The sequence below is a fragment of the Serratia sp. NA_13 genome (assembly GCF_052691735.1).
On sequence record NZ_JBQZFV010000002.1, the window covers coordinates 1 to 25,732 of the forward strand.

The window sequence follows — 25,732 nt, forward strand, 5'->3', positions numbered from 1 at the left end:
GGTTAGAATACCTGCCTGTCACGCAGGGGGTCGCGGGTTCGAGCCCCGTCCGTTCCGCCACTTATTTGATAAGCCCTGAGTTTTTGACTCAGGGCTTTTTCATATGCAAAATTCAACGAAAATGAATATAGCTGCGTGATTTATGCGGTGAAAATCTGCTCTGATAAATAATTATCCGAATTGCATGCCAATATAAAGGTTAATATACCCGGCAGTAGACCTCCGCCGGGTAATAAATTTTTTGTCGTTATTGAATATTCTGACGTGCCAGTTCTAACTGAATATCCTTATCCAGGTTGGCCACCCAGCGATTATAGTTTGGATGAATTTTTCCGTCTTTGGCATCCATATTACCGCTAGCAACATAGTTAATCTGATAACTATTTGTATTGTAAGTGATACGTATACCTGCGCTGTGGCCACGTAGCAAAATCTTGCCATCGATCACGCCATCTGCGGTAGGGTTCATAATCCAGCCGCGGCTCAAGCCGGCGGAGAGGATCGCCTGGCGTACCTGTGCATCACTGCGACTACCCGCAATGTTTTGGCTGACGTTTTTAACGGGAGCCGTGCCTGCGCAACCGGTGACCAGAATAGCGGCGAATACGCCAGTTAAAATGAGCTTAAATGGTTTCATACTCTTGTCCATGAGTGTTGGTAAATAAGAAATGTATTAATCATGCAGGGGAAGTGATGCATGACGATCCCTGACTAAGATACACTCATCGGAAAAATTCGACAAATACTGCTGTTTTTCATCGTTGTAATTCCCTTTTTTCTCAAGTGTTGCCAATTTGTGCCGATAATTAAGCCTAATCGTTTAATCAAATACACCGTGTAAAAATAGGAATTTTGGGAATGCATTCTGGGGTTAGATATAATAAATTTACCCACGGAATTTTTTTGACCGGTAATCCCCTTAATGGCGGGCGACATGAATATACTCAGTTGGTGGGCAATGGCCCCCGATCGTGGAACGCGTGATGCATGGCGCCAATGGGCTACGGATAATGCTCTTACCGCTGAAAATCCGGGAGTATTACCCGGGTGCTCTCATATCCCCATGATGTCACTGCGTCGAATGAGTATCGGAACGCGCCTGGCGGTAGAAAGTGGGCTGATATTATTGAATGATTACCCGGCGGATATGGCAATTTTTACCAGTCGTCATGGCGAGTTGGAGCGGACGCACAAAATCCTCCAGCACTTGCATCAGCAGCAACCCTTATCGCCAACGGATTTTGCCATGTCGGTACACAACACGGCGGCGGGATGGTTGACTATTATGGCGAAGAATACTTTGCCGACCACTTCACTGGCCGCCGGCGAAGACAGCTTCCAGCAGGGGATGATTGAGGCCCAGGCCGCATTGGCCACGGGCAGTGCGGAACGGGTGTTATTAATCGACTTCGACGGGGTCGTACCGGATGTTTACCGGCCTTTTGCGCCTGAAAATTCGGTTCCCTATGCTGTCGCCCTGCTGCTCGAAAGTGGTGGCACGCTGCAATGCCAGGCAATAACGCCCGAACAAGTGAGTCACCAGGAGCCGCAGGGCCTGTCTTTTTTGCGGGGGTGGCTGGGCGCTGATGATGAATTTACGGTACCGGGCCCAAGGCACGGCTGGTGGTGGAAACGCTGATGGCTACAACGATCCCTGCCCAAACGGATCCCGAACAATCCTCATGGTTTAATCGCTGTTGGCGGGTGGTGGCTACGGGCTTTTGCTTTTCGCTATTTGGTTTGGGTGGCCTGTTACTGTCTGGCGTCTGGTTTAACCTGATGCGTCTGGTAGTGCGAGATCCCGCACGCCGCAGCCGGTTAACGCAAAACTCAATCCGTCACAGTTTCCGTTTCTTCCTGGCCACGACGCGTTTTTTTGGTGTGCTGGATTACCATTTCGATAATATAGAACGCTTCAGTGAGGATCGCGGCTGCCTAGTGATCGCCAACCATCCCAGCCTGTTGGATTATGTGTTACTGGCGTCACAAATGCCGCGCTGCGACTGCATCGTCAAAGAGGCCTTGCTGAATAATATATTTGTCAGTGGGGTGATCAAAGCGGCGGGATATTTGGCTAATGCGCAGTCGGATATTCTATTGGAACAATGTCACCAACGTCTGACCAGCGGAGGGACCATCCTGATCTTCCCGGAAGGCACCCGTACCACGCCGGGCAAGGCGCTGACGCTGCAACGGGGGGCGGCCAATATTGCGCTGCGGGGGCAATGTGACATCCGGGTTGTGCATATCCACTGCCATCCCTCCATGCTGACGAAGCAGGGTAAATGGTATAAGATCCCGGCGATAAAACCGCAGTTCCATATCACCGTTCAGGATAAGATCGACGCCCGCGCATTCATTCATGCAAATGACGTTTCTCCCGCCCTTGCGGCAAGAAGATTAACCCAGCATTTAACTGACGCCTTACAGTCAGAACCTATAAATAATGAGATATAGCGGAATGAATTTATTGAGCACTGAAATCAAGCAATTGATCATTGATACGCTCAATCTTGAAGGTATGACACCGGAGGAGATTGACGCCGAGGCACCGCTGTTTGGTGATGGACTGGGTCTGGACTCCATCGATGCATTGGAATTGGGTTTAGCATTAAAGAACCGTTATGGCGTTGTGCTGTCGGCTGAAAGCCAGGATATGCGCCAACATTTTTATTCCGTGGAAACGCTGGCAAAGTTTGTTTCTGCACAGCGTAGCAAATAAGGGTTTTTCATGGATAAGCAAGAAATTTACCTGCAAATTAAGGCGTTGCTGGTCAAACTGTTTGAGCTTGATGCCGATGACATCAAGCCAGAATCCCGTCTGTACGAGGAACTGGATCTGGACAGCATTGATGCTGTGGATCTGGTGGTGCAACTGCAAAAAACAACCGGCAAGAAGATCAAACCGGAAATGTTCAAGTCGGTGCGCACCGTGCAAGACGTAGTTGATGCCATTGATGAGTTGCTTAAGTCAAATAGCTAAGGCCGCTGCGTTAAGGTGAAAACGTCCCCTTGGATACACCCGATGTTGCGGCTGTTGCAGGCCATGACCTGGCTGGCGCTGCTGCTTTATCCGCTGGCGGTCTGGTTTGGGTTGGCGCGCTGGGGCACCAACGTCCTGGTACCGCTGCTGGTGACTGTCTTCACCTTACGCCTGATATTGCTGCGCGGTAAACTTCGTCAGCAAATGTGGTTGGGCAAGGCCTTGGCGATTGTCGGCATCTTGCTGGCGCTTGCCAGTTGGGCGCTGAAGCAAAGCCATTGGCTGCTGTATTATCCGGTCTTGGTCAACGCATTACTGCTGTTGCTGTTTGCATACTCGTTGTTTGCCTCCCCCACCGTGGTGGAGCGATTGGCGCGTATAACCGAGCCACAGTTGGATGCCGCTGGCGTGGCTTATACTCGCAAGGTGACTCAGATCTGGTGCGGGTTCTTTATTGCTAACGGTGCAATATCGCTGGCAACCTGTCTGTCTGGGGATATCACACTCTGGACGCTGTATAACGGCGGCATCAGCTACCTGCTGATGGGGGCATTAATGGGTATTGAATGGATAGTCAGGAAAAGGGTCAGGCGCGCCTGAGTTTACCGATGAGCCAATGGCTCAGTGTGGAGCGTGATGATGGGGTGCTTATTGCCTGGCGTGGCGCTCAGGGATTCTGTCTCGGTCAGTTTCGCCGTGATGTCGCCGCATTGGTCGCACAACTGGCAGGCAGGGAAGAGCAGCGTTGGGCGCTGTGTTTTGATGATAGCTATCGTTTTGCCGTTGCGTTGTTGGCCTCTTTGTATGCCAGCAGAATGCCGGTAATTTTTGGTCATCAGCGCGAAGCTATCCTCAAAGAGCAGCGGGCAGATTTCGACGCACTGCTAACTGATTTACCTCTCGCTCTTGATGTACCGGTTTTGCCGGTACCAGAAGGGGGCAATACGGAGATAGCATTGCCCGTCTGGCCTCAAGACCCAAGGTTCATCCTTTATACTTCCGGCTCGACCGGCCAACCACAGGCAGTGACCAAGTCCGTTGCCTGCATGGATCGTGAAAGCGAACTGTTGGCCGCAAGCTGGAAGGATGTCTTTCAGGGGTGCAGCGTGATCGCGTCGGTCTCTCACCAGCATATGTATGGCCTGAGCTTTCGCTTATTCCTGCCACTGGCTTTTGGCCTGCCGTTTGATGCGCAGTTAACGCAATATCACGAGCAGTTGATTGCCCGTCACCAGGGGCGACGTTTGCTGTTTGTCAGCAGCCCCGCCTGGCTTAAACGTTTGGATAACCACCTGGCACTGGCCGAGTGCGTTGAGGTATTTTCCGCTGGCGGTCCGCTCTCTTACGCGGAGGCTAAACTGTCGCAGCGAGCATTGGGCGTATTGCCGCTGGAAATTTACGGCACAACGGAAACCGGCACGCTGGCATGGCGCAAGCAACTTCGGGAGGTCACCCTGTGGCGGCTGTTTGCCGGCGTGACGCTAACGGCAAACCCAGATAACAGCATAAATGTTGCGTCGCCCCTGATACCCGATACCGGTGAACTCGCACTGAGCGATGTGATTCAGCTCGCGCCGGATGGTCGGCAATTTCAGTTAAACGGCCGCGTTGACCGCATTATCAAGCTGGAAGAAAAACGTCTGTCGCTGACCGAAGTTGAGCGCCGGCTGGTTTCCCTGCCGGAGGTCGCCGCTGCTGCCGTGCTAACGCAGCAGCAAACCGGGCGCACAGTATTGGTCGCGGCGATCGTGTTGTCACCCTATGGCGAAACCCGTCGACAAAAATTGCCGGAAGGGGAGTTAACCCGCGAACTGCATCAGGCGTTGCGGGGCTGGCTGGAGCCGGTGGCTCTGCCGCGCCGTTGGCGTATTATCGAGGCTATCCCTCTGAATCCGCAGGGCAAGCGTGCCTATGCTGAACTACAGGAGCTGTTTTTATGATGCAACCTGAGGTGCTGCAGCAGCAGGTGAGCGATGCTACCCATGCCAGCCTGCTGCTGCGTTTGCCCACAGAGCTATTTTGGTTTCGCGGCCATTTTCCTGAACATCCGATCCTGCCGGGAGTCACGCAGTTGAATTGGGTGATGCAGTATGCCCGTCAGTTGCTGGCTATCGAGGCCGGATTCAAAGGCATTGAAGTGGTGAAGTTTCAACAGCCCTTACTGCCGGAGCAAAGTGTGTTATTACAGCTTGAGTGGCAGCCGGCACGGCATAAACTGTTGTTCAGCTACCGCGTGGGTGAGGCGACCGCCAGCAGCGGCAAGATCTCATTATGTCAGTGAAAGTTCCCTTTACTCCCTGCATTGTTATCCCCTGTTTCAATCATGGACAGATGATGGCCGCAGTGCTGACCAGGTTAGCCGATTATGGCCTGCCATGCCTGATAGTGGACGATGGTAGCGATGCCAGCACCGCCGAAGAGCTGCAGAGCCTGGCTGCTGATCGGCCATGGGTCAGGTTAATGCGGCTGGATGAAAACCAGGGAAAAGGAGCGGCGGTGATCGCCGGCCTGCAACTGGCGCAACGGCAGGGCTACAGCCACGCTTTACAGGTGGATGCCGACGGCCAGCATCAACTGAGTGACATTCCGGCAATGATTGACGAAGCCCGCGCTCATCCGGATTGTCTGATTTCCGGCAGTCCCATTTACGACAGCTCCGTGCCAAAAGCACGCCTGTATGGTCGCTATGTCACCCATGTCTGGGTGTGGATAGAAACCCTGTCGCTTTCGCTGAAAGACAGCATGTGCGGTTTCCGCGTTTACCCGGTGGCTCCGACGTTGGCGTTAACGACGCGTCATCCGCTCGGTAAACGGATGGATTTCGATACCGAAGTGATGGTCAGACTGTATTGGCAGGGCGTGCCCAGCCGTTTTCTGCCGACGCGCGTCACCTATCCGGTTGACGGTGTTTCTCATTTTGACGCACTGCGCGATAACTTACGTATTTCCTGGATGCATACCCGCTTGTTCTTCGGTATGTTGCCGCGTATTCCTCGTCTGCTGCGCCAACGCCGACAAACGGCCAGTCCGAAACACTGGTCGGCAACCCAGGAGCGCCACGGCCTATGGGGCATCCGGTTGATGTTACAAGTCTACCGACTGTTTGGCCGCCGGGTTTTTCAATTATTGTTGTATCCGGTGATTGGTTATTTCTGGCTGACTGGGCGTAGCCAGCGTGAGGCATCACGCGACTATCTGCAGCGCCTGCGGCAATTCGCCGAGCAGCGGCAACAGCCATTGCCTGCACCGCTCAACAGCTTCAGTCACTTTATGAGATTTGGTGATGCGATGCTCGACAAGCTGGCGAGCTGGCGCGGGGAGCACAATGACATTCGTCTGGTGGATCGTACGCGTTGTGAACGGCAGATAGCGTCCGGAAAAGGCACCCTGATCCTGGCTTCACACCTGGGGGATATCGAGTCTTGCCGCGCACTGGGTGAGCTGGATTCTGGCGTAAAGGTGAATGCCCTGGTGTTTACCGAGCACGCCGAGCGCTTCAATCAGGTGATGAAAGAGGTAAATCCGCGAGCAAATCTGAACCTGATCCAGGTGACGTCGCTGGGGCCAGAAACGGCCATGCGTCTGCAGGACAAACTCGACGCTGGCGAGTGGGTAGCTATCGTTGGCGATCGCACTTCGGCCGGCAAGCATCAGCGGGGTGAGCAACCGCGCGTGGTATGGAGCAACTTCCTTGGCCAACCGGCGCCGTTTCCTCAGGGGCCATTTGTCCTGGCCGCGGCTCTGCGTTGTCCGGTATTTCTGATGTTCGGCCTCAAGCAGCAGGGGCGTCTTAACGTTTATTTCGAACCCTTTGCCGATCCGCTGTTATTACCCCGTCAGCAGCGCCAACAGGCGTTGCAAGATGCGGTGGACGGTTATGCCGCGCGGCTGGAGCATTATTGCCTGTTGGCACCGCTCGACTGGTTTAATTTTTTCGATTTCTGGCAGTTGGCGGCGCAGCCGTTAGTGCAACAGGGGCCTGAGACATGAAGCTAAAAGACGATCCGCGATTTTCCGTCAGCATTGAAATCGCTATCCCTTTCCATGATACCGATGCCATGGGCGTGGTATGGCACGGCAACTACTTCCGTTATTTCGAGGTCGCGCGTGAAGCGCTACTCAAACAGTTTAATTACGGCTATCGGCAGATGCAGGCTTCAGGCTATGTCTGGCCGATCGTGGATACGCGAGTGAAATACATCGCGCCAGTGCTGTTTGAACAACGCATCATCGTCTGTGCCGAACTGGAAGAGTATGAAAACCGCCTGCGCATTGGTTACCGAATCCTCGATGCGGATAGCGGCAAACTCACTACTCGCGGTCATACCATTCAAGTAGCGGTAGAGGCTGACAGCAAAGAAATGTGTTTTGCCTCGCCACAGGTGCTGTTGGATAACATAGAGGGGGCACAATGAAGTACGGGTTATTGTTTCTTATCACCTTTTTCAGCCTGAGCGTCCAGGCGGTCACGCTGCCGGAGCTGCAACAGCGCTTTAGCCAACAGCCGGTGCTGCGCGCCGAGTTCGAACAGCAGCGCAGCATCAGCGGTATGGCGAAACCCCTGAAATCCAGCGGTGAGCTGCTGATTTCACAGCAAAAAGGGCTGTGGTGGGCGCAACAAAAACCCTTCCCACTGACCCTGCTGCTGGATGATAAGCGTATGGTGCAAACTCTGGCCGGCCAGCCGCCGCAGGTAGTGACGGCAGAAAACAACCCGCAGATGTTCCAGTTCAACCACTTGCTGACCGCATTATTCCATGCCGACAGTCAGGCATTGGAGCAAAACTTTGCTTTGCAGTTCAGCGACCTGGGTAATAACCAATGGCGACTGGTGCTGACACCGAAAACCACACCGCTCGACAAACTGTTCAGGCGCATCACCCTTAATGGTGCGCAATTCCTGGAAACCATTGATATCGATGACATGCAAAGTGATGCCACCCATATCCGTTTCTTTAACCAGCGTACGGCACCACTGACGCTGACCGCCGGGGAGCAACAGCGTTTTGCGTCCTGAGCTGCACCGGCGGCTGGCGTTTGGCTGGCTGGCGATTTGCCTGCTGTTGTTGGCTGCACTGTGTTGGCTGCTGCCGCGCAGCCAGATCAACAGCAGCGTATTGGCGTTATTACCGAAGCAGCAACTGGTGGGCGTGCCGGATGAACTGGCCGAAGGTTTCAGCCGTCGGCTTGACCGGCAACTGATGTGGTTGGTCAGCCCGCCGCCGGGGGCGGACAACGCTGCGGTGAGCTGGTGGTGGCAGCAGTTGCGCCAGATGCCAGAACTACAGCAGGTAGGCGGGCCTATGGATGCGCAGCGTCAGCAGCAGTGGGGGCGTTTTTTCTATCAGCACCGTAATGTGCTGCTCGATGACACTACCCGGCGGCGTTTGCAGCAGGGCGCGGACGCGCAAAGTCAGTGGATCCTCGGGCAACTCTATTCTGCCTTCGCCGGGGTCAGTGGCAAGGAGCTGGCGAACGATCCGTTGATGCTGGTACGTGCCTCGCAGTTGGCGCAGCAGCAAAACGGTGGCTTGCTGAGCCTGTCCAAGGAGTGGCTGGTGGCGCGTGATCTACAGGGGCGCAGTTGGTATTTGTTGCACGCCGAGCTTAGCGCATCATCTTATGACATCAGCAGTGCCCGGCTAACGGTAGATAAACTGACAGCATTGCAGCAACAGCTGCAGCTGCGCTGGCCGGGAGCTGAAGTGCTCAGCCGCGGCACGTTGTTTTACAGCAACTATGCCAGCCAACAGGCCGAAAAGGATATTTCCACGATTGGCCTGGCGTCGGTGGCGGGCGTGTTTTTATTGGTGTTGTTTATGTTCCGCTCACCTTTGCCGCTGTTGTTGTGCGCGCTGTCGGTGGGTATTGGCGCTCTGGCTGGCACCGTCGCTACGCTGTTAGCATTTGGCGAAATACATTTGATGACGCTGGTGCTGAGCATCAGCATCGTCGGCATCTCAGCCGATTACACGCTCTATTTCCTGACCGAGCGAATGGTGCATGGCCGGCAGTCGACGCCATTAGCCAGTTTGCAAAAGCTGTTGCCGGCATTATCGATGGCGTTGCTGACCACCGTAGTGGCCTACCTGGCGCTGTTGATTGCGCCGTTCCCCGGTTTGCAGCAGTTGGCGGTATTTGCCGCTGCCGGATTGAGCGCCGCCTGCATTACCGTTATTTGCTGGTACCCGCAATTGTCGCGACGGTTGCCGGTACGCCCGGCACCGGGATTAACGCTGATCCTGAATTGGCTGCATGCCTGGCGCCATCGGCCGCTGTTGCGTTATGGGTTGCCCGGCGCGGTGCTGTTGCTGGTGGTCGCGGGGTTCAGCCAGTTGAAGGTAGATGACGATATTGGTCAACTGCAGGCATTACCTGCGGCGTTACAGCAGCAAGAGCAGCGTATCGCCGCACTGACGGGCCAACATAACGATCAGAAGTGGCTGGTGGTCTACGGCGCTCATGCCGAGCAGTTGTTGCAACGTATCGAGCTGTTGCAACCCAAACTGGCTGAGGCCAAACGACAAGGTGTGCTGGCGGATTATCGACTGTTGCCTCTGCCTTCTCTCCAGCGCCAGCAAGAAAACATCGCTTTATTGCAGCGCGTGGCGCCGCAGGTGATGAACAACCTGCAGCAGGCAGAGTTGGTACTGAGTACACCAGATTTAACGCCTGAATGGGTGAGCCCGCAGCAGTGGCTGGGTAGCGTGGTTAGTGAGGGTTGGCGTCTGCTGTGGCTGACGTTGCCCGATGGACGCAGTGCGGCGCTGGTGCCCGTTAACGGCGTGAAGAACAGTGCGGCAATGAAGACATTGGCGGAGCAGGTTCCCGGCACCGGTTGGATCGATCGGAAAACCGAGTTCAGTGACCTGTTTGGTCAATACCGCCTGTATCTTTCTTATCTGTTGGCATTGTCGGTTGCAGCGATTGCGCTGATTTACCTGTGGCGTTTTGGTCTGCGTCACGGTCTGCGCTGCATGGTGCCAACGCTGCTGTCACTGGGCAGCGGCATTGCGGTATTGGCACTGAGCGGCCATACGCTGAACCTGTTCTCGCTGTTGGCGCTGGTGCTGGTTTTGGGGATCGGCATCAACTATACGTTGTTCTTTACCAATCCCCGGGGCACGCCGACCACCTCGATGTTCGCCATTTTTATGGCGGTATTCACTACCCAACTGACGTTCGGCATGCTGGTACTGAGCCACACTCAGGCCATCAGCAGTTTTGGTATCGTATTGAGCAGCGGAATTGCCGTGGCATTTTTATTGGCACCGCTGACGTTAGTAACGAAAAGAAAAAGAGGAAAAGCCTGATGCGCGGCTTACGAATGGTGCTGTTAATGTGGATTGTCGTGCTGGCCGGCTGCGCCGGTTCGCAGGATCCGACGCTGCCACAGGCGTGGCTAAAACCCGGTACGCAGGTGACCTTACCTCCTCCTGCGCTGGCTCAGCCGATTAATCAGCAACAGTTGCTGACCGCCGAAGTGAAAGGGCAGCAACATTCGATGCTGGTGCTGCTCAATGCCGACGGCCAGCGCTTGCAACTGGTGGGCATGTCGCCGCTCGGTATCCGTCTGTTTAACCTGACCTACGATCGTCAGGGGATCCACACCGAACAATTGATCAAGGTGGGAGAACTGCCGCCAGCCAGCCAGGTGCTGGCGGATATCATGTTGAGCTACTGGCCGGTGAAGGACTGGCAACCCTTGCTGCCAGCAGGGTGGCGACTGGAAGACCAGACGCTGGTGCGTCGCTTGTATGACGAGTATGGGGCGGTGATCAATGAAATCCGTTACCAGCAGATGGACGGAAGGCGAGAACCGGTGTCGATCGCTCAATCCGCCTTCCATTACCGGATCATCATTCAAACGCTGGGGAACGAATAATGATCTATTTCTCCGCCGTAGGGATGGTGAATGCGTTGGGCAGCAGCCTGTCGCAGATCGCGGAAAATCTAGCGCTTGGCGTGTCGCCCGGCATGCAGCAGCAGACGCAGTGGCTGCTGGACGGGGAACCTTCCTGGTTCGGTAATGTACAGGGTGAGCTGCCCGTCATTCCTGAACTTCTCAAACGGCATAACTCGCGCAATAACCGCCTGCTGTTGGCGGCACTGGCGCAGATCGACACGCCAGTTCGTGCAGCCATCGCCCGCTACGGTGCGGATCGTGTCGCGGTGATTATGGGCACCAGTACCTCCGGTATCCATGAAGGCGAGCTGGCGTTGCAGCAGTATCAGACGGGACAGTGGCCACCGGGTTATGACTATCAGCAGCAGGAGCTGGGCGATCCGGGGCTGTTTCTTAGCGCTTTTCTCGCGACCCGTGGCCCGGCCTATACCCTGTCTACGGCCTGTTCCTCCAGCGCGCGAGCCATCATCAGCGGTAAGCGGCTGATCGACGCTGGGCTGGTGGATGCGGCGATTGTCGGCGGTGCCGACAGCCTGTGCCAAATGCCCATTAACGGTTTCAACAGCCTGGAGTCACTGTCCTCACAACGTTGCACGCCGTTTGCGGTCGGGCGCAGTGGCATTAATATCGGCGAGGCAGCGGCGTTGATGCTGCTGACGCGGGAACCTGCGCCGGTGGCGTTGTTGGGCGTTGGCGAGTCATCTGATGCCTGGCATATGTCAGCACCGCATCCCGCCGGTGAGGGGGCTGAACGGGCCATCAGCATGGCGCTACGGCAGGCAGGTCTCAATGCCGGGCAAATTGGTTATATTAATCTGCACGGCACCGCTACGCGGCTGAACGATCAGGTTGAAGCGCAGGTAATCAATCGCCTGTTTGGCGAGCGGACACCGTGCAGTTCGACCAAGCATCTTACCGGGCACACGCTGGGTGCGGCCGGTGCGGTGGAGGCGGCGTTGAGTTGGCTATTGCTGACTCAGCCGTTGCCGCTGCCACAGCAAGATTTCAGCCGCGTGCCGCGCGATGCCGAACTGGCACCGATCGGTTTGGTTTGCCAGCCACAACCGCTGGGGCTGCGTGCGATTTTGTCCAATTCGTTCGCCTTTGGCGGTAACAATGCTTGTCTGCTGCTGGGGGATGCCCGATGAATCGTTATTATGCTGCCGAACACTACCTACCCCATGCCTCTCCCATGGTGCTGCTGGAGCAGGTGCTTGAAGTGGGGGAAGAGCATGCCCAATGCGCCGTCACGGTGAGTAGCGACGGCGTGCTGGCACCGTTTCTTGACGCACAAGGCGCACTGCCGGGTTGGTATGGTATTGAGTTGATGGCACAGGCGATTGGCGTCTGGAGTGGCTGGCATGGCCGTCAGAGTGCCAAGACGCCGCAGCTTGGCATGTTGCTGGGCGGGCGGGCGATTCACTGCGAGTTACCGGCTTTTCCTGCCGGGAGTAAACTGTTGGTTAGCGTGCAGCAACTGTTGAAAGACGAAAAGCTGGCCAATTTTGAGTGTGAAATCAGTATCGATAATGTGTGCATCGCACAGGGCAGGCTGAACACCTACCAGCCTGATCAACAAGAAATCATTCAATTGACGACCTTAAGGGGAGACGCATGATGCGTTCCGTTTTAGTCACCGGCGCCAGCAAAGGGATTGGTCAGGCTATTGCCTGCCGCCTGGCTGCCGATGGCTTTTTGATTGTAGTCCACTACCACAGCGATAAGACCGGGGCAGAACACACCTTGCAGCAAATTGTCAGTGCTGGCGGGCAAGGGCGATTGATTCAGTTTGATATCAGCCATCGTAGCCAGTGCCGTGCGGCGCTGGAGCAGGATATTGCCACCCACGGTGCCTATTATGGCGTGGTGAACAATGCCGGCATTACCCGCGATGGCGCTTTCCCGGCGCTGAGCGAAGACGATTGGGATGGCGTGATCCACACCAATCTCGACAGCTTCTACAACGTGCTGCATCCCTGCGTGATGCCGATGATTGGCCTGCGCAAAGGTGGGCGGATCATCGCGCTGTCGTCGGTGTCGGGCGTCATTGGCAACCGTGGACAGGTAAACTACAGTGCGGCCAAGGCCGGGGTGATCGGCGCCTGCAAGGCACTGGCGATTGAGCTGGCGAAACGCAAAATTACCGTTAACTGCATCGCTCCTGGGCTGATTGACACCGGCATGATCGACATGGAGCCGGCGGCGCTGGATGAAGCGATGCGGGCAATCCCGCTTAAGCGTATGGGTTCGGCGGAAGAGGTGGCCGGGCTGGCCAGCTACCTGATGTCGGATATCGCCGGCTATGTAACGCGGCAGGTCATTTCCATTAATGGAGGAATGGTATGACGCAACGAGTGGTCGTCACAGGCATGGCGGGCGTTACGGCGTTCGGCAATAGCTGGACAGAGGTGTCCAGCCGGTTGAAGCAGGGCAAGAATGCGGTGCGTTACATGACGCAATGGGAAGAATATCAGGGGTTGAACACCCATCTCGGTGCCCCGATCGAGAATTTCGTACTGCCGGATCACTATACGCGCAAGCGTATTCGTTCCATGGGCCGCGTTTCGCTGTTGGCGACCCGCGCGACGGAACTGGCGCTCGAAAAGGCCGGGTTGCTGGGCGAGAAGGTGCTGACTAACGGTGAGACTGGTATTGCCTACGGTTCTTCGACCGGCAGCACCAAGCCGGTCAGTGAATTTGCCACCATGCTCACCGAGAAGCACACCGGCAATATTACCGGCACCACCTATGTGCAGATGATGCCTCATACCGCGGCGGTAAACACTGGCCTGTTCTTCGGCCTGCGGGGCCGAGTGATCCCGACTTCCAGCGCCTGCACCTCGGGCAGTCAGGCGATTGGCTACGCTTACGAAAGCATTCGCCACGGCTATCAGACAGTGATGGTGGCGGGTGGAGCCGAAGAGCTGTGCCCTTCAGAGGCGGCGGTGTTCGACACGTTGTTTGCCACCAGCCAGCAGAACGATTGCCCCGAGTTTTCGCCACGTCCGTTTGACCGTCAACGTGATGGGTTAGTGATTGGCGAAGGGGCAGGTACGCTTATCCTGGAGTCGTTGGAGCACGCGCTGGCGCGTGGTGCCACCATTTATGGCGAGATTATCAGCTTTGCCACCAACTGCGATGCGGCACATATTACCCAGCCGCAGCAGGAAACCATGCAGATTTGCATGCAGCAGGCGCTGAAGGCCTCTGGGCTGGCGAGCAGCGATATCGGCTATATCAGTGCTCACGGCACGGCCACCGATCGTGGCGATATCGCGGAAAGTCAGGCAACGGCGGCGATTTTCGGCAATCGAACGCCGATCTCCTCGCTGAAAAGTTATTTTGGCCATACGTTGGGCGCCTGTGGTGCGTTGGAAGCCTGGATGACGTTGGAGATGATGCGCGAAGGCGGCTTCGCCCCTACCATCAACCTCAGCGAACCGGACAGCGCCTGTGGCGATCTGGACTACATCATGGGCGGCTATCGTCAGATTGATACCGAGTTTGTGCAGTCGAATAACTTCGCTTTCGGCGGCATCAATACTTCACTGATCCTGCGCCGTTGGGCGTAATCTTGCACTGCCGGAGGTTTTCCTCCGGCAATTGTTGCTATCTAATCAAAAGTCTTATGCACAATAGGGCGTTTTTGATCAACAAAACAGTTGCCATAATCCTCCCATATCGCATCAACATCCTAATGAGAGAATAAAATTATGAGCATCCCTGCATTTGGTTTAGGCACCTTCCGTCTCCAGGATCAGGTGGTGATCGACTCGGTCACTACGGCACTTGAGCTGGGATACCGCGCGATCGATACGGCACAAATCTATGAAAACGAAGCGGCGGTGGGGCAGGCGATTGCCGCCAGCGGCGTACCGCGTGAAGAGCTGTTTATCACCACCAAGATCTGGATCGCCAATTTGGCGAAAGGCAAGCTGATCCCGAGCCTGCAAGAGAGCCTAAGCAAGTTGCAAACCGGCTATGTTGATCTGACCCTGATTCACTGGCCTTCGCCGAACGACGAAGTTCCTGTTGCCGAGTTTATGGCCGAACTGGCGGAGGCGAAAAAATTAGGCCTGACGCGCCAGATTGGAGTTTCCAATTTCACTCTGGATCTGATGCAGCAAGCGATTGACGCTGTTGGGGCAGAGCAGATCGCCACAAACCAGATTGAGCTTTCGCCCTACCTGCAAAACCGCAAAGTGGTGGAGTTTGCCCAGCAGCACGGCATTGCCATCACTTCCTACATGACGCTGGCCTATGGCCAGGCGCTGAAGGACGAGACCATCAAGGCGATTGCGGCACGCCGCAATGCCACTCCGGCACAGGTTATTCTGGCCTGGGCGCTACAGCTGGGTTACGCGGTGATCCCATCATCGACCAAACGTGAAAACCTGGTGAGCAACCTATTGGCGCAGCAGCTGACGTTAAGCAGTGAGGAAATGGCAGAAATTGCCAAGCTGGAAAACAATGGCCGCCTGGTCAGCCCGGAAGGCCTGGCACCGAACTGGGATTGATTCTTTCTCATTTATGCATTGGGGCGCCCAAACGGGCGCTTTTTTTACGCCAATTGCTCACTGATAAAATCGATAAAGCTGCGCAGGCGGTTGCTGACGGCACTGTCGCTGTAATACACCGCATTGATTGGCATGGCGACCGGCAGCGTCTCCTCCACCAAAACAGGCACCAGATCGCCCCGCTCGATGTCTGCGCTAATCATAAAATCGGACAGGCAGGCAATGCCGTTGCCATGCAGGCACAAGTGACGCTGAGTTTCACCACTGTTGGTGGTCAGGCCTGGGGTGATTTCCAATTGGCGACCATCGGCACAAGCCAGTGGCCAGCGATTCAAACTAGGCAGATCGTTAAAACCGATGCAGCAGTGTTGCGCCAGGTCTTCCACCTTTTGTGGCATACCGTATTGTGCCAAATAGGCAGGGGAGGCCAGCACGCGTCGATAACTGGTCATCAGTTTGCGTGCCTTCAGGCTGGAGTCGGTCAACTCACCGACGCGGATGGCAATATCCACCTTACGCTCAATCAGATTAATAAAGTTCTCTGACGACACCAGTGACAGCGACATTTCCGGGTACAGGGCCCTAAATTTCGCCACCAACGGCGTTAATACGTGCAGCACGACTGGCGTGGCGGCATCGACGCGTAATAGCCCCTGCGGACGCTGACGGCTCTCCATCAGCGCATTCTCCGCCGCAGCCATATCACTTAGGACCTTCTGCACCTGACGGAAATAGTTTTCCCCTTCCTGCGTCAGACTGATCTGGCGCGTAGTGCGGTTGAGCAACGTCACGCCCAGCTTGGCTTCCAGCTTCTTGACCGTGCGGCTGACCACCGAATTGGCCTGATTAAGTTGTTCTGCTGCCCGGCTGAAGCTGCCGCTTTCCACCACCGTGACAAAGGTAATTAACTCATCAGAATTCGCTTTCACTGTTGCTCCTTTGGCAAAATTAATTTGATATTTTGAGCATTTTTATCATTTAAGCACGGGTCGATAATAGCCGCCATCAACCTGAATGCTATTTGGAGTAAAAAGATGCCTCTCGCATTACTTGCATTGACCATCAGTGCCTTTGCTATCGGCACCACGGAGTTCGTAATTGTCGGACTTATCCCGACTATCGCAGAACAGCTGGGGGTGACCGTGCCTTCTGCCGGGCTGCTGGTGACCATCTATGCTATCGGCGTGGCCATCGGCGCACCGGTGCTGACAGCCTTAACCGGTTGCGTGCCACGTAAGTTGCTGCTGATTAGCCTGATGGTGCTGTTCACTCTCGGTAACTTATTGGCCTGGCAGTCGCCTGGTTATGGGACGCTGGTGGTGGCCCGTTTGCTGACTGGCCTGGCTCACGGGGTCTTCTTCTCAATCGGTTCTACCATTGCGACCAGCCTGGTCGCGAAAGAGAAGGCCGCTTCGGCGATCGCCATCATGTTTGGTGGCCTGACCGTGGCGCTGGTGACAGGGGTGCCATTGGGGACCTTTATCGGCCAGCACTTTGGCTGGCGTGAAACCTTCCTGGCAGTATCACTGATTGGGGTAATCGCCACCGTAGCCAGCGTTATTTTGGTGCCAAACAACATTAAAAATCAGGCCAGCGCCAGTATTAAGGAACAGTTTAAAGTGCTGACCCATCCTCGCCTGTTGTTGATTTACGCCATTACTGCACTGGGTTATGGCGGCGTGTTCACGACTTTCACCTTCCTGGCACCGATGATGCAGGAACTGGCGGGTTTCTCAGCCCCGGCAGTAAGCTGGATCCTGTTGGCCTACGGCATTGCCGTGGCGATTGGCAACATTTGGGGCGGAAAACTGGCGGATCGTCACGGGGCGGTACGCGCACTCAGCTTTATTTTTGCCGCGCTGGCCGTTTTGCTGCTGGTGTTTCAATTCACCGCCAACCACAGCATTGCCGCGTTGCTGACGGTGATCGTTATGGGAGTGTTTGCCTTCGGTAACGTTCCAGGTCTGCAGGTGTATGTGGTACAGAAAGCCGAACAGTACACGCCAAACGCGGTGGATGTGGCTTCCGGCCTGAACATTGCGGCTTTCAACGTGGGCATTGCGCTGGGTTCGGTGATTGGTGGGCAAACGGTAGCCACTTTGGGATTGGCACAAACTCCGTGGATTGGTGCTTTGATTGTGCTGATGGCTCTATTGTTGGTTGGCCTAAGTGGACGGCTGGATAAGAAATATCGGCCGCAATTGGTCTAATCCGTAGCGCTTTCTCTTTTCAGGCCCGCATTTTGCGGGCCTTTTCGCATTTATGACACGGCGCCGCCAACCTTTACACACATATACTGTCAGAATATTGAAATCCCTGCATCACGCCCCTATAACTGAAAGGGTATAACCCCTAAAAGCCATGCCGTCAGCCGAGGGCAGGCGTATAATTAATTCATTGTTGGCGGGAATGTCACTGCCAGTTTTATCCTAATGGGAAATGGGCGAATAGCGTGCCGAAACGAACTTATGCAATGAGGTATGTTGCAGGTCAACCAGTTGAGCGAATTTTCCCTGGCGCCATCAACCAACCGCTGCCGCCTGGGGCTGCATTGCCTACGTCCGGCGCATTACGGGTGATGGTGTGGAATATCTTTAAACAGCAGAGGGCCGATTGGCTTTCGGTGCTGAAAAGTTATGGCAAGGATGCGCAACTGGTGCTGTTGCAGGAGGCGCAAACCACGCCTGAGCTGGTGAGCTTTGCCACGTCAAACTATCTGGCTGCCGATCAGGTGCCGGCATTTGTGTTACCTCAGCATCCTTCCGGCGTAATGACGCTGGCGGCGGCGCATCCGGTCTATTGTTGCCCACTGCGTGAACGTGAACCATTGCTGCGGCTGTCCAAGTCGGCGCTGATTACCGTCTACCCGTTGTTTAACGGTCAGCTTTTGATGGTGGTGAATATCCATGCGGTGAATTTCAGCCTGGGCGTGGACGTCTACAGTAAACAACTGGGGCCGATTGGTGAGCAGATTGCCAATCACCAGGGGCCGGTGATCATGGCCGGGGATTTTAACGCTTGGAGTCGTAAACGAATTAATGCGCTATACCGGTTTGCCAGTGATATGGCGCTGCGTGAGGTGAACTTTACCGACGATCACCGCCGCAAGGCTTTTGGTCGCCCACTGGACTTTGTGTTTTATCGCAATCTGGGGGTAGCAGAAGCTTCGGTGTTGGTGACCAGTGCATCGGATCATAATCCGCTGTTGGTGGAATTTCACCCAGAGGCCGACAAGCCGCACTGGTAATGTTGGCTCCGTATTCAGACAATAAAAAAGCACCCCGAAGGGTGCTTTTTTGTGCCGAAAATTTAGGTATCCGGCGACGTTTTATCGCTGACAAACAAGGTCAATTTCAGACCCGGTTGCAGGTTGCTGTTGGCTTTGGCAAGCTTTGAGTTCCAACGCATCACGTCGTTAATATCGACGCCGTGACGACGTGCAATACTGGCAAGCGAATCACCTTTACGAACCTTGTAGGTGATGCTGCTGTTACTGCCGGTATTACTGGCCACTTGCAGGGTTTGCCCAACTTTTAGCGTGCTCTTGGCGCGCAAATTGTTCCAACTCTGCAAATCGCTGGACTTGATATTCAACCGCTTGGCAATGCCCGATACCGTGTCGCCGGAGCGCACTTTATACGAGCTGCCACCAGTCAAACCGCTGTTTTTCGCCAACTGAGTGGTTGGTCGAGTCACTGCGATCTGGCCATCGGCCAACGAGTCTTTCAGCTGATCGGCATGACCTTTGGGAACCATAATATAATGGGGCCCGTTGGGTGCCGTAACGCCTTTTTTATAGCCTGGGTTGTAAGCTTTCATCTTGGTCAGTGAAAGCCCAGCCATCTCAGCCGCCTGAGTTAACTGTATTTGCTGTCCAACATCAATACGCGCCAGAGCACGGGTGTTATCAGTCTTAGGCAGATTGATACCGTACTTCTTGCTGTTTTTAATGATGTCGCTCAGCGCCAGCATTTTCGGGACATAAATTGACGTTTCACGTGGAAGCGACAATGCCCAGAAATTGGTTGGCTTACCCTTGCGTTTATTCGCCTTAACCGCCTGCATGACACGGCCTTCCCCACTGTTATAAGCGGCAACGGTCAGTAACCAGTCACCGTTAAACATGCGGTTCAAATACTGCATCATATCAAGCGCAGCAGTTGTCGAGGCCACGACATCGCGTCGCCCGTCATACCACTGGTTGTTTTTCAAACCATAATTCCGACCCGTTTGCGGCACGATTTGCCATAGCCCTGCGGCGTTGGCACTTGACGTGGCGTGGGGGTCAAAAGCGCTCTCCACTATGGGTAGCAGTACCAGTTCCATCGGCATATTGCGTTTCTTAATCTGCCCGACTATCCAGTACATGTACGGCTCTGCCCGTAATGTTACATCGTGGAGATAGCTCTTACTTTTTAGGTACTTTCTTTTTTGCTCACGGATCCGGGAATTTTCCGGAACCTCCATCTTCAGCTCGTCGCTAATGAAGTTCCACAGGTTCTGTTGCGCGGCACCACTATTGTTATCTAGCCACCGCGCCGAGCTCGCTCGACCATTCGCTGTGTACTCTCCTGCTTCACCTTCTTGACCTGCCGAAGACAAACTCTGTGCATGCTGTTCTGGGGCCGGTGCGTCCTGCCTGGACGACTGGCACCCCACTAGCAAGACTGAGGCGATAAATATCGCTTTAGCCTTCATGTGTGTGTCAATATAGTTGCTTAAAAGACGAGCAATCATACTTGGCTTCGCCAAACAACACAACTAAAAGCTCAGAAGTTGTCTTTACGCAGGCGTAATTCGGAAAAAACTGAATGAAGGTGCTTTGGTGGTGTGTGAAAGCCTAATTCTCTTTGTAAATCAGTGTCATGACAGCGTAAAAATAGGTTAATTTTACGCTCTAATTGTAGCTGGGTGGGGACGCTGGGTTGGCCTTTTGTCCGTAACGCCTCAACTTGTTGCTGATATGTTTCAATCTGTCGATCTTCCGGCAAAATAGCGCGCGCAAACTTAAGATTTGAAAGCGTATATTCATGCGCGCAACAAATTAGGGTGTTATCGGGAAGTTGCGCGAGCTGTTGAAATGAGTTGAACATTTGCTCTGCGGTTCCTTCAAAAAGTTTTCCGCAGCCGGCAGAGAAAATAGTGTCTCCGCAAAACAGATAAGGTGCGCTATAGAATGCTACATGGCCCAAGGTATGTCCGGGAACCGCGATTGTGGCGAATTCTTGGCCGTTAATTTCTATGGTTTCGCCGTCATGAACGATGTGGTCGGCTCCCTTGTCGGCAGTTTCCTGCGGCCCATAGACATTCAGCCCGGAATAACGCGCCACAATTTGCGCTACGCCGCCAACGTGATCGTGATGATGATGGGTCAGCAGAATTGCGTCAGGTGTCAGATTCAGGCGCTCCAGAGCTGCCAATACCGGCTGCGCTTCACCGGGATCGACGATAATGCAATGCCCCTGCTGGTTATCCAATAACCAAATGTAATTGTCCTGGAAGGCGGGAATGCTGATAAGATTCATGTTGGACCTCTCGTTGGCAACGGCTTGAAAGAAGATAATAAATCATGAAACCAGCCCATACTCTACAAAAGCTCACCGGCCCACAGTCCTGGGCTGAGTTGCCGTGGGGGGAATACTATCGTGAGGCGCTCGAGCGGCAGTTGCAACCCTGGTGGTCGAAGCTGTTTGGTTTCCACCTGTTAAAGCTCGGAAATCTCAGTGCCAGTCTGGCGACCGACAAATGCGCCATTTCTCATCAGGTAAATGTAGCCCTGGAGGGGCCGAACCTACAGGTGATCGCGGATGCCTACCAGCTCCCCTTTGCTGCCAAGTCGGTCGATGCCTGCCTGTTGGCGCATACGCTGTCCTATGCTGACGACCCGCACCGGATGCTGCGAGAGGTTGATCGCGTGTTGATCGACGACGGCTGGCTGGTGATCAGCAGCTTCAATCCGTTCAGTTTATTGGGATTGGGTAAGCTGGTGCCAGGGTTACGTCACCGTCAACCTTATGCCAGTCGTATGTTCACCCAAATGCGTCTGCTGGACTGGCTGAGCCTGCTGAATTATGAAGTACTGCATCAGTCGCGTTTTCACGTGTTGCCGTGGCAGCGTAAAGGCGGGAAATTTTTATGTACCCATTTGCCGGCATTGGGCTGCATGAGCGTGATTGTGGCGCGTAAACGCACCTTGCCGCTGACGCCAACGCCGATGAAATTCGGTGCGAGAAAACCCGCTCTCAGCCGCGCCGTCGGCGCGACCAAGAGTTATCGCAAACTTCCTTAACTCTCCGGTTTGTAACCGACATCATCCTGGGTTGGGTTGCCGGCCGCATCACGCGCAAGCACGTCACAGCGTTCGTTTTCCGGATGGCCGGCGTGGCCTTTGACCCATTCCCATTTCACAGTATGGCGTTGAATGGCCAAATCCAACCGCTGCCATAAATCGACATTCTTGACCGGTTTTTTGTCGGCCGTTTTCCAGCCGCGTTTTTTCCAGTTGTGGATCCAGGTGGTAATGCCCTGGCGTACATACTGGCTGTCGGTGCTCAGGGTCACTTCGCAGGGCGTAGTCAGAGCTTCCAGCGCGACAATCGCCGCCATCATCTCCATACGGTTATTGGTGGTCAGGCGGAAGCCCGCGCTGAAGGTTTTTTCAGTCTGCTTATAGCGCAGTATTGCACCATAACCACCGGGGCCCGGGTTGCCAAGGCAGGAGCCGTCGGTGAAAATTTCTACCTGTTTGAGCATCTCTGGTAGACTCTTCCTATCAGTTTTATAAAAGCCAAGTCTGACATAAACAAGCGCTGCGAGCACTGCAATATGAACTCTACAACCACCAGACAGATTGTCCTCGATACCGAAACCACCGGTATGAATAAACTCGGGGTACATTACGAAGGCCACCGCATTATTGAAATTGGTGCGCTGGAGGTGATTAACCGCCGCCCAACCGGTCGTCACTACCACGTCTACATCAAGCCGGATCGGCTGGTGGATCCTGAGGCCTATGGGGTTCACGGCATCAGCGATGAGTTCCTGGCGGATAAACCGACCTTTGCCCAGATTGCCGATGAGTTTATCGACTTTATCCGCGGCGGCGAGTTAGTCATTCATAACGCGGCGTTCGACATCGGCTTTATGGATCACGAATTCCGCATGCTGCAGCAGGGTATTCCGAAGACAGATACCTTCTGTACCATCACCGACAGCCTGTTAATGGCGCGCCGCCTGTTCCCGGGCAAGCGCAACAACCTCGACGCCCTGTGCAGCCGTTACGAGATAGACAACAGCAAGCGTACGCTGCACGGCGCCTTGCTCGATGCCGAGATCCTGGCGGAAGTCTATCTGGCGATGACCGGCGGTCAGACCTCGATGGCCTTCCAGATGGAAGGCGATACGCAAAATAGTAATTCAACACAGGACATTCAGCGCATTGTGCGCCCGGCGACGACGATGAAAGTGGTCTATGCCAGCGATGAAGAAGTGGTGGCCCATGAAGCGCGTCTGGATTTAGTGGCGAAAAAGGGCGGCAGTTGCCTGTGGCGTACTGAGGCGGAATAACGCGGTTTTAATCCGGGCAGATAGTCTTTTGAACCTGTTAGTTGAAAAACTGTGCAAACGGTTCATTTGGTAAGAAAAAGGCATTGACGTCATAGTGGCTCAACCGTAATATGCGCCTCGTTCCTCTCGAAAGAGAAGAACGGCGCGGAGCGGTAGTTCAGTTGGTTAGAATACCTGCCTGTCACGCAGGGGGTCGCGGGTTCGAGCCCCGTCCGTTCCGCCAACATTAAGAAGCCCTGAGTTAGCAATAACTCAGGGCTTCGTTGTTTTAATCTTTGCTCAATTCTGCCCTGGCAAAGGTTACCACCTGATTGGCCGCCCATTCGCGGCGGGCAATAATTCGATAACATCCCCCACCCAGTGCTGCACCAATAAACCAACTGAAATTCGCAACCTGATGCAGGCCCGGCGTGAAACTGATCGCCAGCCCGATAATCACCGACGGCACCAAAGCCCAAATCGCATTCGGGTTGAACCCATTCTTGTACCAATAACGGCCGTTTGGCGTGGCGTTATACAGGTCATCGACGTGCAGTTCACCGCGCTTGATGATGTAAAAGTCTACCAACAGAATGCCGAACAGTGGGCCGATAAAGGCTGCCAGTACGTCCAGCGTGTAATGAATCAGTTCGGGGGACTGGAACAAATTCCACGGCGTCAGCAGGAATGAGCCAACGGCGGCGATCATCCCACCGGTGCGAAAGCTTATCTTTTGTGGCGAGCAATTGGAAAAATCAAACGCTGGCGACACAAAGTTGGCCACGATATTAATACCGATAGTGGCGACAATCATGGTCAGCAAGCCAAGGGCGACGGCGATGTCGTTGTCGAGGCGGGTGACGGTTTCGATCGGGTCGGTAATGAGCTGCCCGAACAGCGGTAGGGTACCAGAAACGATCACTACGGTTACCAGCGAGAACAACAGATAGTTGAAGGGTAAACCCCAACGGTTGCCGCGTTGCACTTCGGCAAGGCTTTTACCGTAGCGGGTAAAGTCGCCGAAGTTAAGCAACGGCCCAGAAAAATAGGACACCACCAGCGCGGTGGCGGTCAGCATCAGCCAGCCTTGCTCACCGGTGCTCAGGTTTTTACTTGCGAGAGTGAGTGAAAGGTTGGAGAAACCGACACGGTAAACAATCCAGCCCGCGAGTGCGAACATCACCACGTAAACGGCCGGGCCGGCGATATCGATAAAACGCTTAATGGCTTGCATGCCGTGCCAGAACACCATCGCCTGCAATAGCCACATGATGATGTAACAGACCCAACCCAGCTGTGACAGCCCGAGGAAATGTGGCTGGGTCATTGGTTCCAGCGACGGGAAGAATTTCAGCAGCGTCAGCATCAACGCGTTGGAGGCCAGATAGGTTTGGATGCCATACCAGGCGAAGGCGATCATGCCACGGATCACCGCTGGAATATTGGCCCCAAACACGCCAAACGCCTGACGGCTTAAAACGGCGTAGGGCACACCGCCGAGCTGGCTGGGTTTGGCTACCAGGTTGGCGCAAAACTGCACGATGCAAATTCCCACCAACAGGCAAATCAATACCTGCCAGCTAGACAGGCCGAGGGCGAAGAAGCTGGCGGCCACCACATAACCGCCCATGCTGTGTACATCGGACATCCAGAAAGAAAAGATATTGTACCAGCTCCAGTTCTGGTCACGCGTGGGTGCCAGGTCGTCGTTACACAGCTTGGGACTGTAATTTTCATTAGGGATTGGCATAAATCCTGCTCCTCTCGAAATGGCATTCGAACGTTTTTAGCAACGGTGGTTAGCAGAGGCTTTGCAGGATCCAGACCAACTCGATATTTCTGGCTATGTTTAATGTGCCTAACCCAGGAGGAGGAGCATGACAATGGGCATTCAAACGACTGAAGGTGGGCGGCATATTTTTATTTTCATCATGGAGTTGAAGGTAACGCCGCGCTTTGGTGCAGTGCAGAGGGAGGTGAAAATGCCCGAGTATGGTGCACAACGTCTGATGCGTAATCAGGAACGGTGGGTATTTTGATTAAAATTCAACTGATCAATCCGAACACCAGCCAGACCATGACCGAAGCCATGGCTGCCACTGCACGATCGGTGGCTGCGCTGGGAACCGAGATACTGGCGGTCTGCTCACAAGAGGGAGCGGCTTCAATAGAAGGACATTTTGACGAGGCCATTGCTGCCATCGGCGTATTGCAACAGGTGAAGTTGGGGCGGGAGGCGGGCGTCAGCGGCCATGTCATTGCCTGTTTTGGCGATCCGGGGTTGCTGGCAGCGCGGGAGTTGGCAAACCGGCCGGTGATTGGTATCGCCGAGGCGGCTATGCATATGGCGACGCTGGTGGCGACGCGTTTTTCCATTGTCACCACCCTGCCGCGTACGTTGATTATTGCGCGGCATTTACTGCATCAATATGGCTTTGAGCGCCACTGTGCCGCACTGCATGCGATCGACCTGCCGGTGCTGGCACTGGAAGACGGCACCGGCTTGGCGCAACAAAAGGTGCGTGAGCGGTGTATTCAGGCAAAACAACAGGACGGTAGCGGGGCGATTGTACTTGGCTGCGGCGGCATGGCCGATTTGGCGCGTGAACTGACGCAGGATTTGGGCATCCCGGTGATTGACGGCGTCAGCGCGGCGGTGAAAATGATCGAGTCGTTGCATGTGCTAGGTCTGAGTACCAGCAAACACGGCGATCTGGATTTTCCGCAGGCAAAACGCTTATCCGGCATGTTCAGCAGTTTTAACGGGTAATCAGAAAAGGG

At 54.6% G+C, this 25,732-nt stretch carries 29 protein-coding genes and 1 tRNA gene; 24 read left to right on the forward strand and 6 right to left on the reverse strand.

The window, feature by feature from the left end; genetic code table 11:
* Positions 1-247 precede the first annotated feature (247 nt).
* Positions 248-637, reverse strand: coding sequence for a hypothetical protein (locus ACUTSU_RS03455; protein ID WP_445649569.1), 390 nt, complete (start codon positions 635-637; stop codon positions 248-250).
* Between the two features lie 285 nt (positions 638-922).
* Here ACUTSU_RS03455 and ACUTSU_RS03460 point away from each other — a divergent pair, with 285 nt between their 5' ends.
* The 17 genes from ACUTSU_RS03460 (at position 923) to dkgB (ending at position 15,406) form a co-directional block, all read left to right on the forward strand.
* A complete protein-coding gene (locus ACUTSU_RS03460; RefSeq protein ID WP_445649570.1) occupies positions 923-1,639 on the forward strand; it encodes a beta-ketoacyl synthase chain length factor in 717 nt (238 codons plus the stop codon).
* Positions 1,639-2,457 (forward strand): lysophospholipid acyltransferase family protein, encoded by an 819-nt coding sequence (locus ACUTSU_RS03465; RefSeq protein ID WP_445649571.1) that lies wholly within the window; start codon positions 1,639-1,641, stop codon positions 2,455-2,457. Before ACUTSU_RS03460 ends, ACUTSU_RS03465 begins: the two co-directional genes overlap by 1 nt.
* A 4-nt stretch (positions 2,458-2,461) precedes the next feature.
* Positions 2,462-2,722, forward strand: coding sequence for a phosphopantetheine-binding protein (locus ACUTSU_RS03470; RefSeq protein WP_017891685.1), 261 nt, complete (start codon positions 2,462-2,464; stop codon positions 2,720-2,722).
* Positions 2,723-2,731: 9 nt separating this feature from the next.
* Complete coding sequence (locus ACUTSU_RS03475) at positions 2,732-2,983, forward strand: acyl carrier protein (RefSeq protein ID WP_445649572.1); 252 nt, start codon at positions 2,732-2,734, stop codon at positions 2,981-2,983.
* Between the two features lie 42 nt (positions 2,984-3,025).
* Entirely contained in the window at positions 3,026-3,583 is a 558-nt protein-coding gene (locus ACUTSU_RS03480; protein ID WP_445650229.1) for a hypothetical protein, read from the forward strand.
* Positions 3,550-4,923 (forward strand): AMP-binding protein, encoded by a 1,374-nt coding sequence (locus tag ACUTSU_RS03485; RefSeq protein WP_445649573.1) that lies wholly within the window; start codon positions 3,550-3,552, stop codon positions 4,921-4,923. Before ACUTSU_RS03480 ends, ACUTSU_RS03485 begins: the two co-directional genes overlap by 34 nt.
* On the forward strand, positions 4,920-5,264 hold the full coding sequence (locus ACUTSU_RS03490) for a 3-hydroxyacyl-ACP dehydratase FabZ family protein (RefSeq protein WP_445653774.1): 345 nt from the start codon (positions 4,920-4,922) through the stop codon (positions 5,262-5,264). Before ACUTSU_RS03485 ends, ACUTSU_RS03490 begins: the two co-directional genes overlap by 4 nt.
* Positions 5,255-6,973, forward strand: a complete 1,719-nt coding sequence (locus ACUTSU_RS03495) for a glycosyltransferase family 2 protein (RefSeq protein WP_445653775.1) — start codon at positions 5,255-5,257, stop codon at positions 6,971-6,973. The genes ACUTSU_RS03490 and ACUTSU_RS03495 overlap by 10 nt, the downstream gene beginning before the upstream one ends.
* A complete protein-coding gene (locus tag ACUTSU_RS03500) occupies positions 6,970-7,398 on the forward strand; it encodes an acyl-CoA thioesterase (RefSeq protein WP_445649576.1) in 429 nt (142 codons plus the stop codon). The genes ACUTSU_RS03495 and ACUTSU_RS03500 overlap by 4 nt, the downstream gene beginning before the upstream one ends.
* The gene (locus ACUTSU_RS03505) at positions 7,395-8,000 is read left to right on the forward strand and encodes a LolA family protein (RefSeq protein ID WP_445649577.1); all 606 of its coding nucleotides are present in this window, start codon (positions 7,395-7,397) and stop codon (positions 7,998-8,000) included. The genes ACUTSU_RS03500 and ACUTSU_RS03505 overlap by 4 nt, the downstream gene beginning before the upstream one ends.
* On the forward strand, positions 7,990-10,296 hold the full coding sequence (locus tag ACUTSU_RS03510) for an MMPL family transporter (RefSeq protein ID WP_445649578.1): 2,307 nt from the start codon (positions 7,990-7,992) through the stop codon (positions 10,294-10,296). The genes ACUTSU_RS03505 and ACUTSU_RS03510 overlap by 11 nt, the downstream gene beginning before the upstream one ends.
* Positions 10,296-10,868 carry a DUF3261 domain-containing protein gene (locus ACUTSU_RS03515; protein WP_445649579.1) on the forward strand — a complete coding sequence of 191 codons (573 nt, stop codon included), beginning with the start codon at positions 10,296-10,298 and terminating at the stop codon, positions 10,866-10,868. The genes ACUTSU_RS03510 and ACUTSU_RS03515 overlap by 1 nt, the downstream gene beginning before the upstream one ends.
* A complete protein-coding gene (locus ACUTSU_RS03520; RefSeq protein ID WP_445649580.1) occupies positions 10,868-12,037 on the forward strand; it encodes a beta-ketoacyl-[acyl-carrier-protein] synthase family protein in 1,170 nt (389 codons plus the stop codon). Before ACUTSU_RS03515 ends, ACUTSU_RS03520 begins: the two co-directional genes overlap by 1 nt.
* Positions 12,034-12,507: an ApeP family dehydratase gene (locus ACUTSU_RS03525; protein ID WP_445649581.1), complete on the forward strand. Its 474-nt coding sequence runs from the start codon at positions 12,034-12,036 to the stop codon at positions 12,505-12,507. The genes ACUTSU_RS03520 and ACUTSU_RS03525 overlap by 4 nt, the downstream gene beginning before the upstream one ends.
* Complete coding sequence (locus ACUTSU_RS03530; protein WP_445649582.1) at positions 12,504-13,235, forward strand: 3-ketoacyl-ACP reductase FabG2; 732 nt, start codon at positions 12,504-12,506, stop codon at positions 13,233-13,235. Before ACUTSU_RS03525 ends, ACUTSU_RS03530 begins: the two co-directional genes overlap by 4 nt.
* On the forward strand, positions 13,232-14,461 hold the full coding sequence (locus ACUTSU_RS03535) for a beta-ketoacyl-ACP synthase (protein ID WP_445649583.1): 1,230 nt from the start codon (positions 13,232-13,234) through the stop codon (positions 14,459-14,461). The genes ACUTSU_RS03530 and ACUTSU_RS03535 overlap by 4 nt, the downstream gene beginning before the upstream one ends.
* A gap of 141 nt (positions 14,462-14,602) precedes the next feature.
* Entirely contained in the window at positions 14,603-15,406 is an 804-nt protein-coding gene (dkgB, locus tag ACUTSU_RS03540; RefSeq protein WP_445649584.1) for a 2,5-didehydrogluconate reductase DkgB, read from the forward strand.
* Between the two features lie 44 nt (positions 15,407-15,450).
* Here dkgB and yafC read toward each other — a convergent pair whose 3' ends face one another.
* Complete coding sequence (yafC, locus tag ACUTSU_RS03545) at positions 15,451-16,335, reverse strand: DNA-binding transcriptional regulator YafC (protein ID WP_445649585.1); 885 nt, start codon at positions 16,333-16,335, stop codon at positions 15,451-15,453.
* Between the two features lie 105 nt (positions 16,336-16,440).
* On the opposite strand from yafC, the gene ACUTSU_RS03550 reads away from it, so the two are divergent.
* Together ACUTSU_RS03550 and ACUTSU_RS03555 are read left to right on the forward strand one after the other, a co-directional pair.
* Positions 16,441-17,616 (forward strand): MFS transporter, encoded by a 1,176-nt coding sequence (locus tag ACUTSU_RS03550; protein WP_445649586.1) that lies wholly within the window; start codon positions 16,441-16,443, stop codon positions 17,614-17,616.
* A 242-nt stretch (positions 17,617-17,858) separates the two neighbouring features.
* Positions 17,859-18,653: an endonuclease/exonuclease/phosphatase family protein gene (locus ACUTSU_RS03555; RefSeq protein WP_445649587.1), complete on the forward strand. Its 795-nt coding sequence runs from the start codon at positions 17,859-17,861 to the stop codon at positions 18,651-18,653.
* 62 nt (positions 18,654-18,715) lie between these two features.
* Here the strand turns inward: ACUTSU_RS03555 and mltD are convergent, their stop codons facing one another.
* Together mltD and gloB are read right to left on the reverse strand one after the other, a co-directional pair.
* The gene (gene mltD / locus ACUTSU_RS03560) at positions 18,716-20,104 is read right to left on the reverse strand and encodes a murein transglycosylase D (protein WP_445653925.1); all 1,389 of its coding nucleotides are present in this window, start codon (positions 20,102-20,104) and stop codon (positions 18,716-18,718) included.
* Positions 20,105-20,175: 71 nt separating this feature from the next.
* Complete coding sequence (gloB, locus tag ACUTSU_RS03565; RefSeq protein WP_445649588.1) at positions 20,176-20,931, reverse strand: hydroxyacylglutathione hydrolase; 756 nt, start codon at positions 20,929-20,931, stop codon at positions 20,176-20,178.
* Between the two features lie 44 nt (positions 20,932-20,975).
* Between gloB and ACUTSU_RS03570 the strand changes: the two genes are divergently transcribed.
* The gene (locus ACUTSU_RS03570) at positions 20,976-21,695 is read left to right on the forward strand and encodes a class I SAM-dependent methyltransferase (protein ID WP_445649589.1); all 720 of its coding nucleotides are present in this window, start codon (positions 20,976-20,978) and stop codon (positions 21,693-21,695) included.
* Here ACUTSU_RS03570 and rnhA read toward each other — a convergent pair.
* Positions 21,692-22,159 (reverse strand): ribonuclease HI, encoded by a 468-nt coding sequence (rnhA, locus tag ACUTSU_RS03575; protein ID WP_017891706.1) that lies wholly within the window; start codon positions 22,157-22,159, stop codon positions 21,692-21,694. The genes ACUTSU_RS03570 and rnhA overlap by 4 nt on opposite strands.
* A 72-nt stretch (positions 22,160-22,231) precedes the next feature.
* Here rnhA and dnaQ point away from each other — a divergent pair, with 72 nt between their 5' ends.
* Together dnaQ and ACUTSU_RS03585 are read left to right on the forward strand one after the other, a co-directional pair.
* Complete coding sequence (gene dnaQ / locus ACUTSU_RS03580) at positions 22,232-22,972, forward strand: DNA polymerase III subunit epsilon (RefSeq protein WP_445649590.1); 741 nt, start codon at positions 22,232-22,234, stop codon at positions 22,970-22,972.
* 146 nt (positions 22,973-23,118) lie between these two features.
* Positions 23,119-23,195: transfer RNA gene (locus ACUTSU_RS03585), tRNA-Asp, on the forward strand.
* Positions 23,196-23,240: 45 nt separating this feature from the next.
* On the opposite strand, the gene ACUTSU_RS03590 is transcribed toward ACUTSU_RS03585, so the two are convergent.
* A complete protein-coding gene (locus tag ACUTSU_RS03590; RefSeq protein ID WP_445653776.1) occupies positions 23,241-24,701 on the reverse strand; it encodes an NCS1 family nucleobase:cation symporter-1 in 1,461 nt (486 codons plus the stop codon).
* 127 nt (positions 24,702-24,828) lie between these two features.
* Between ACUTSU_RS03590 and ACUTSU_RS03595 the strand changes: the two genes are divergently transcribed.
* Together ACUTSU_RS03595 and ACUTSU_RS03600 are read left to right on the forward strand one after the other, a co-directional pair.
* Positions 24,829-24,990, forward strand: coding sequence for a hypothetical protein (locus ACUTSU_RS03595; RefSeq protein WP_445649592.1), 162 nt, complete (start codon positions 24,829-24,831; stop codon positions 24,988-24,990).
* A complete protein-coding gene (locus tag ACUTSU_RS03600) occupies positions 24,990-25,721 on the forward strand; it encodes an aspartate/glutamate racemase family protein (protein WP_445650231.1) in 732 nt (243 codons plus the stop codon). Before ACUTSU_RS03595 ends, ACUTSU_RS03600 begins: the two co-directional genes overlap by 1 nt.
* Positions 25,722-25,732 lie beyond the last annotated feature (11 nt).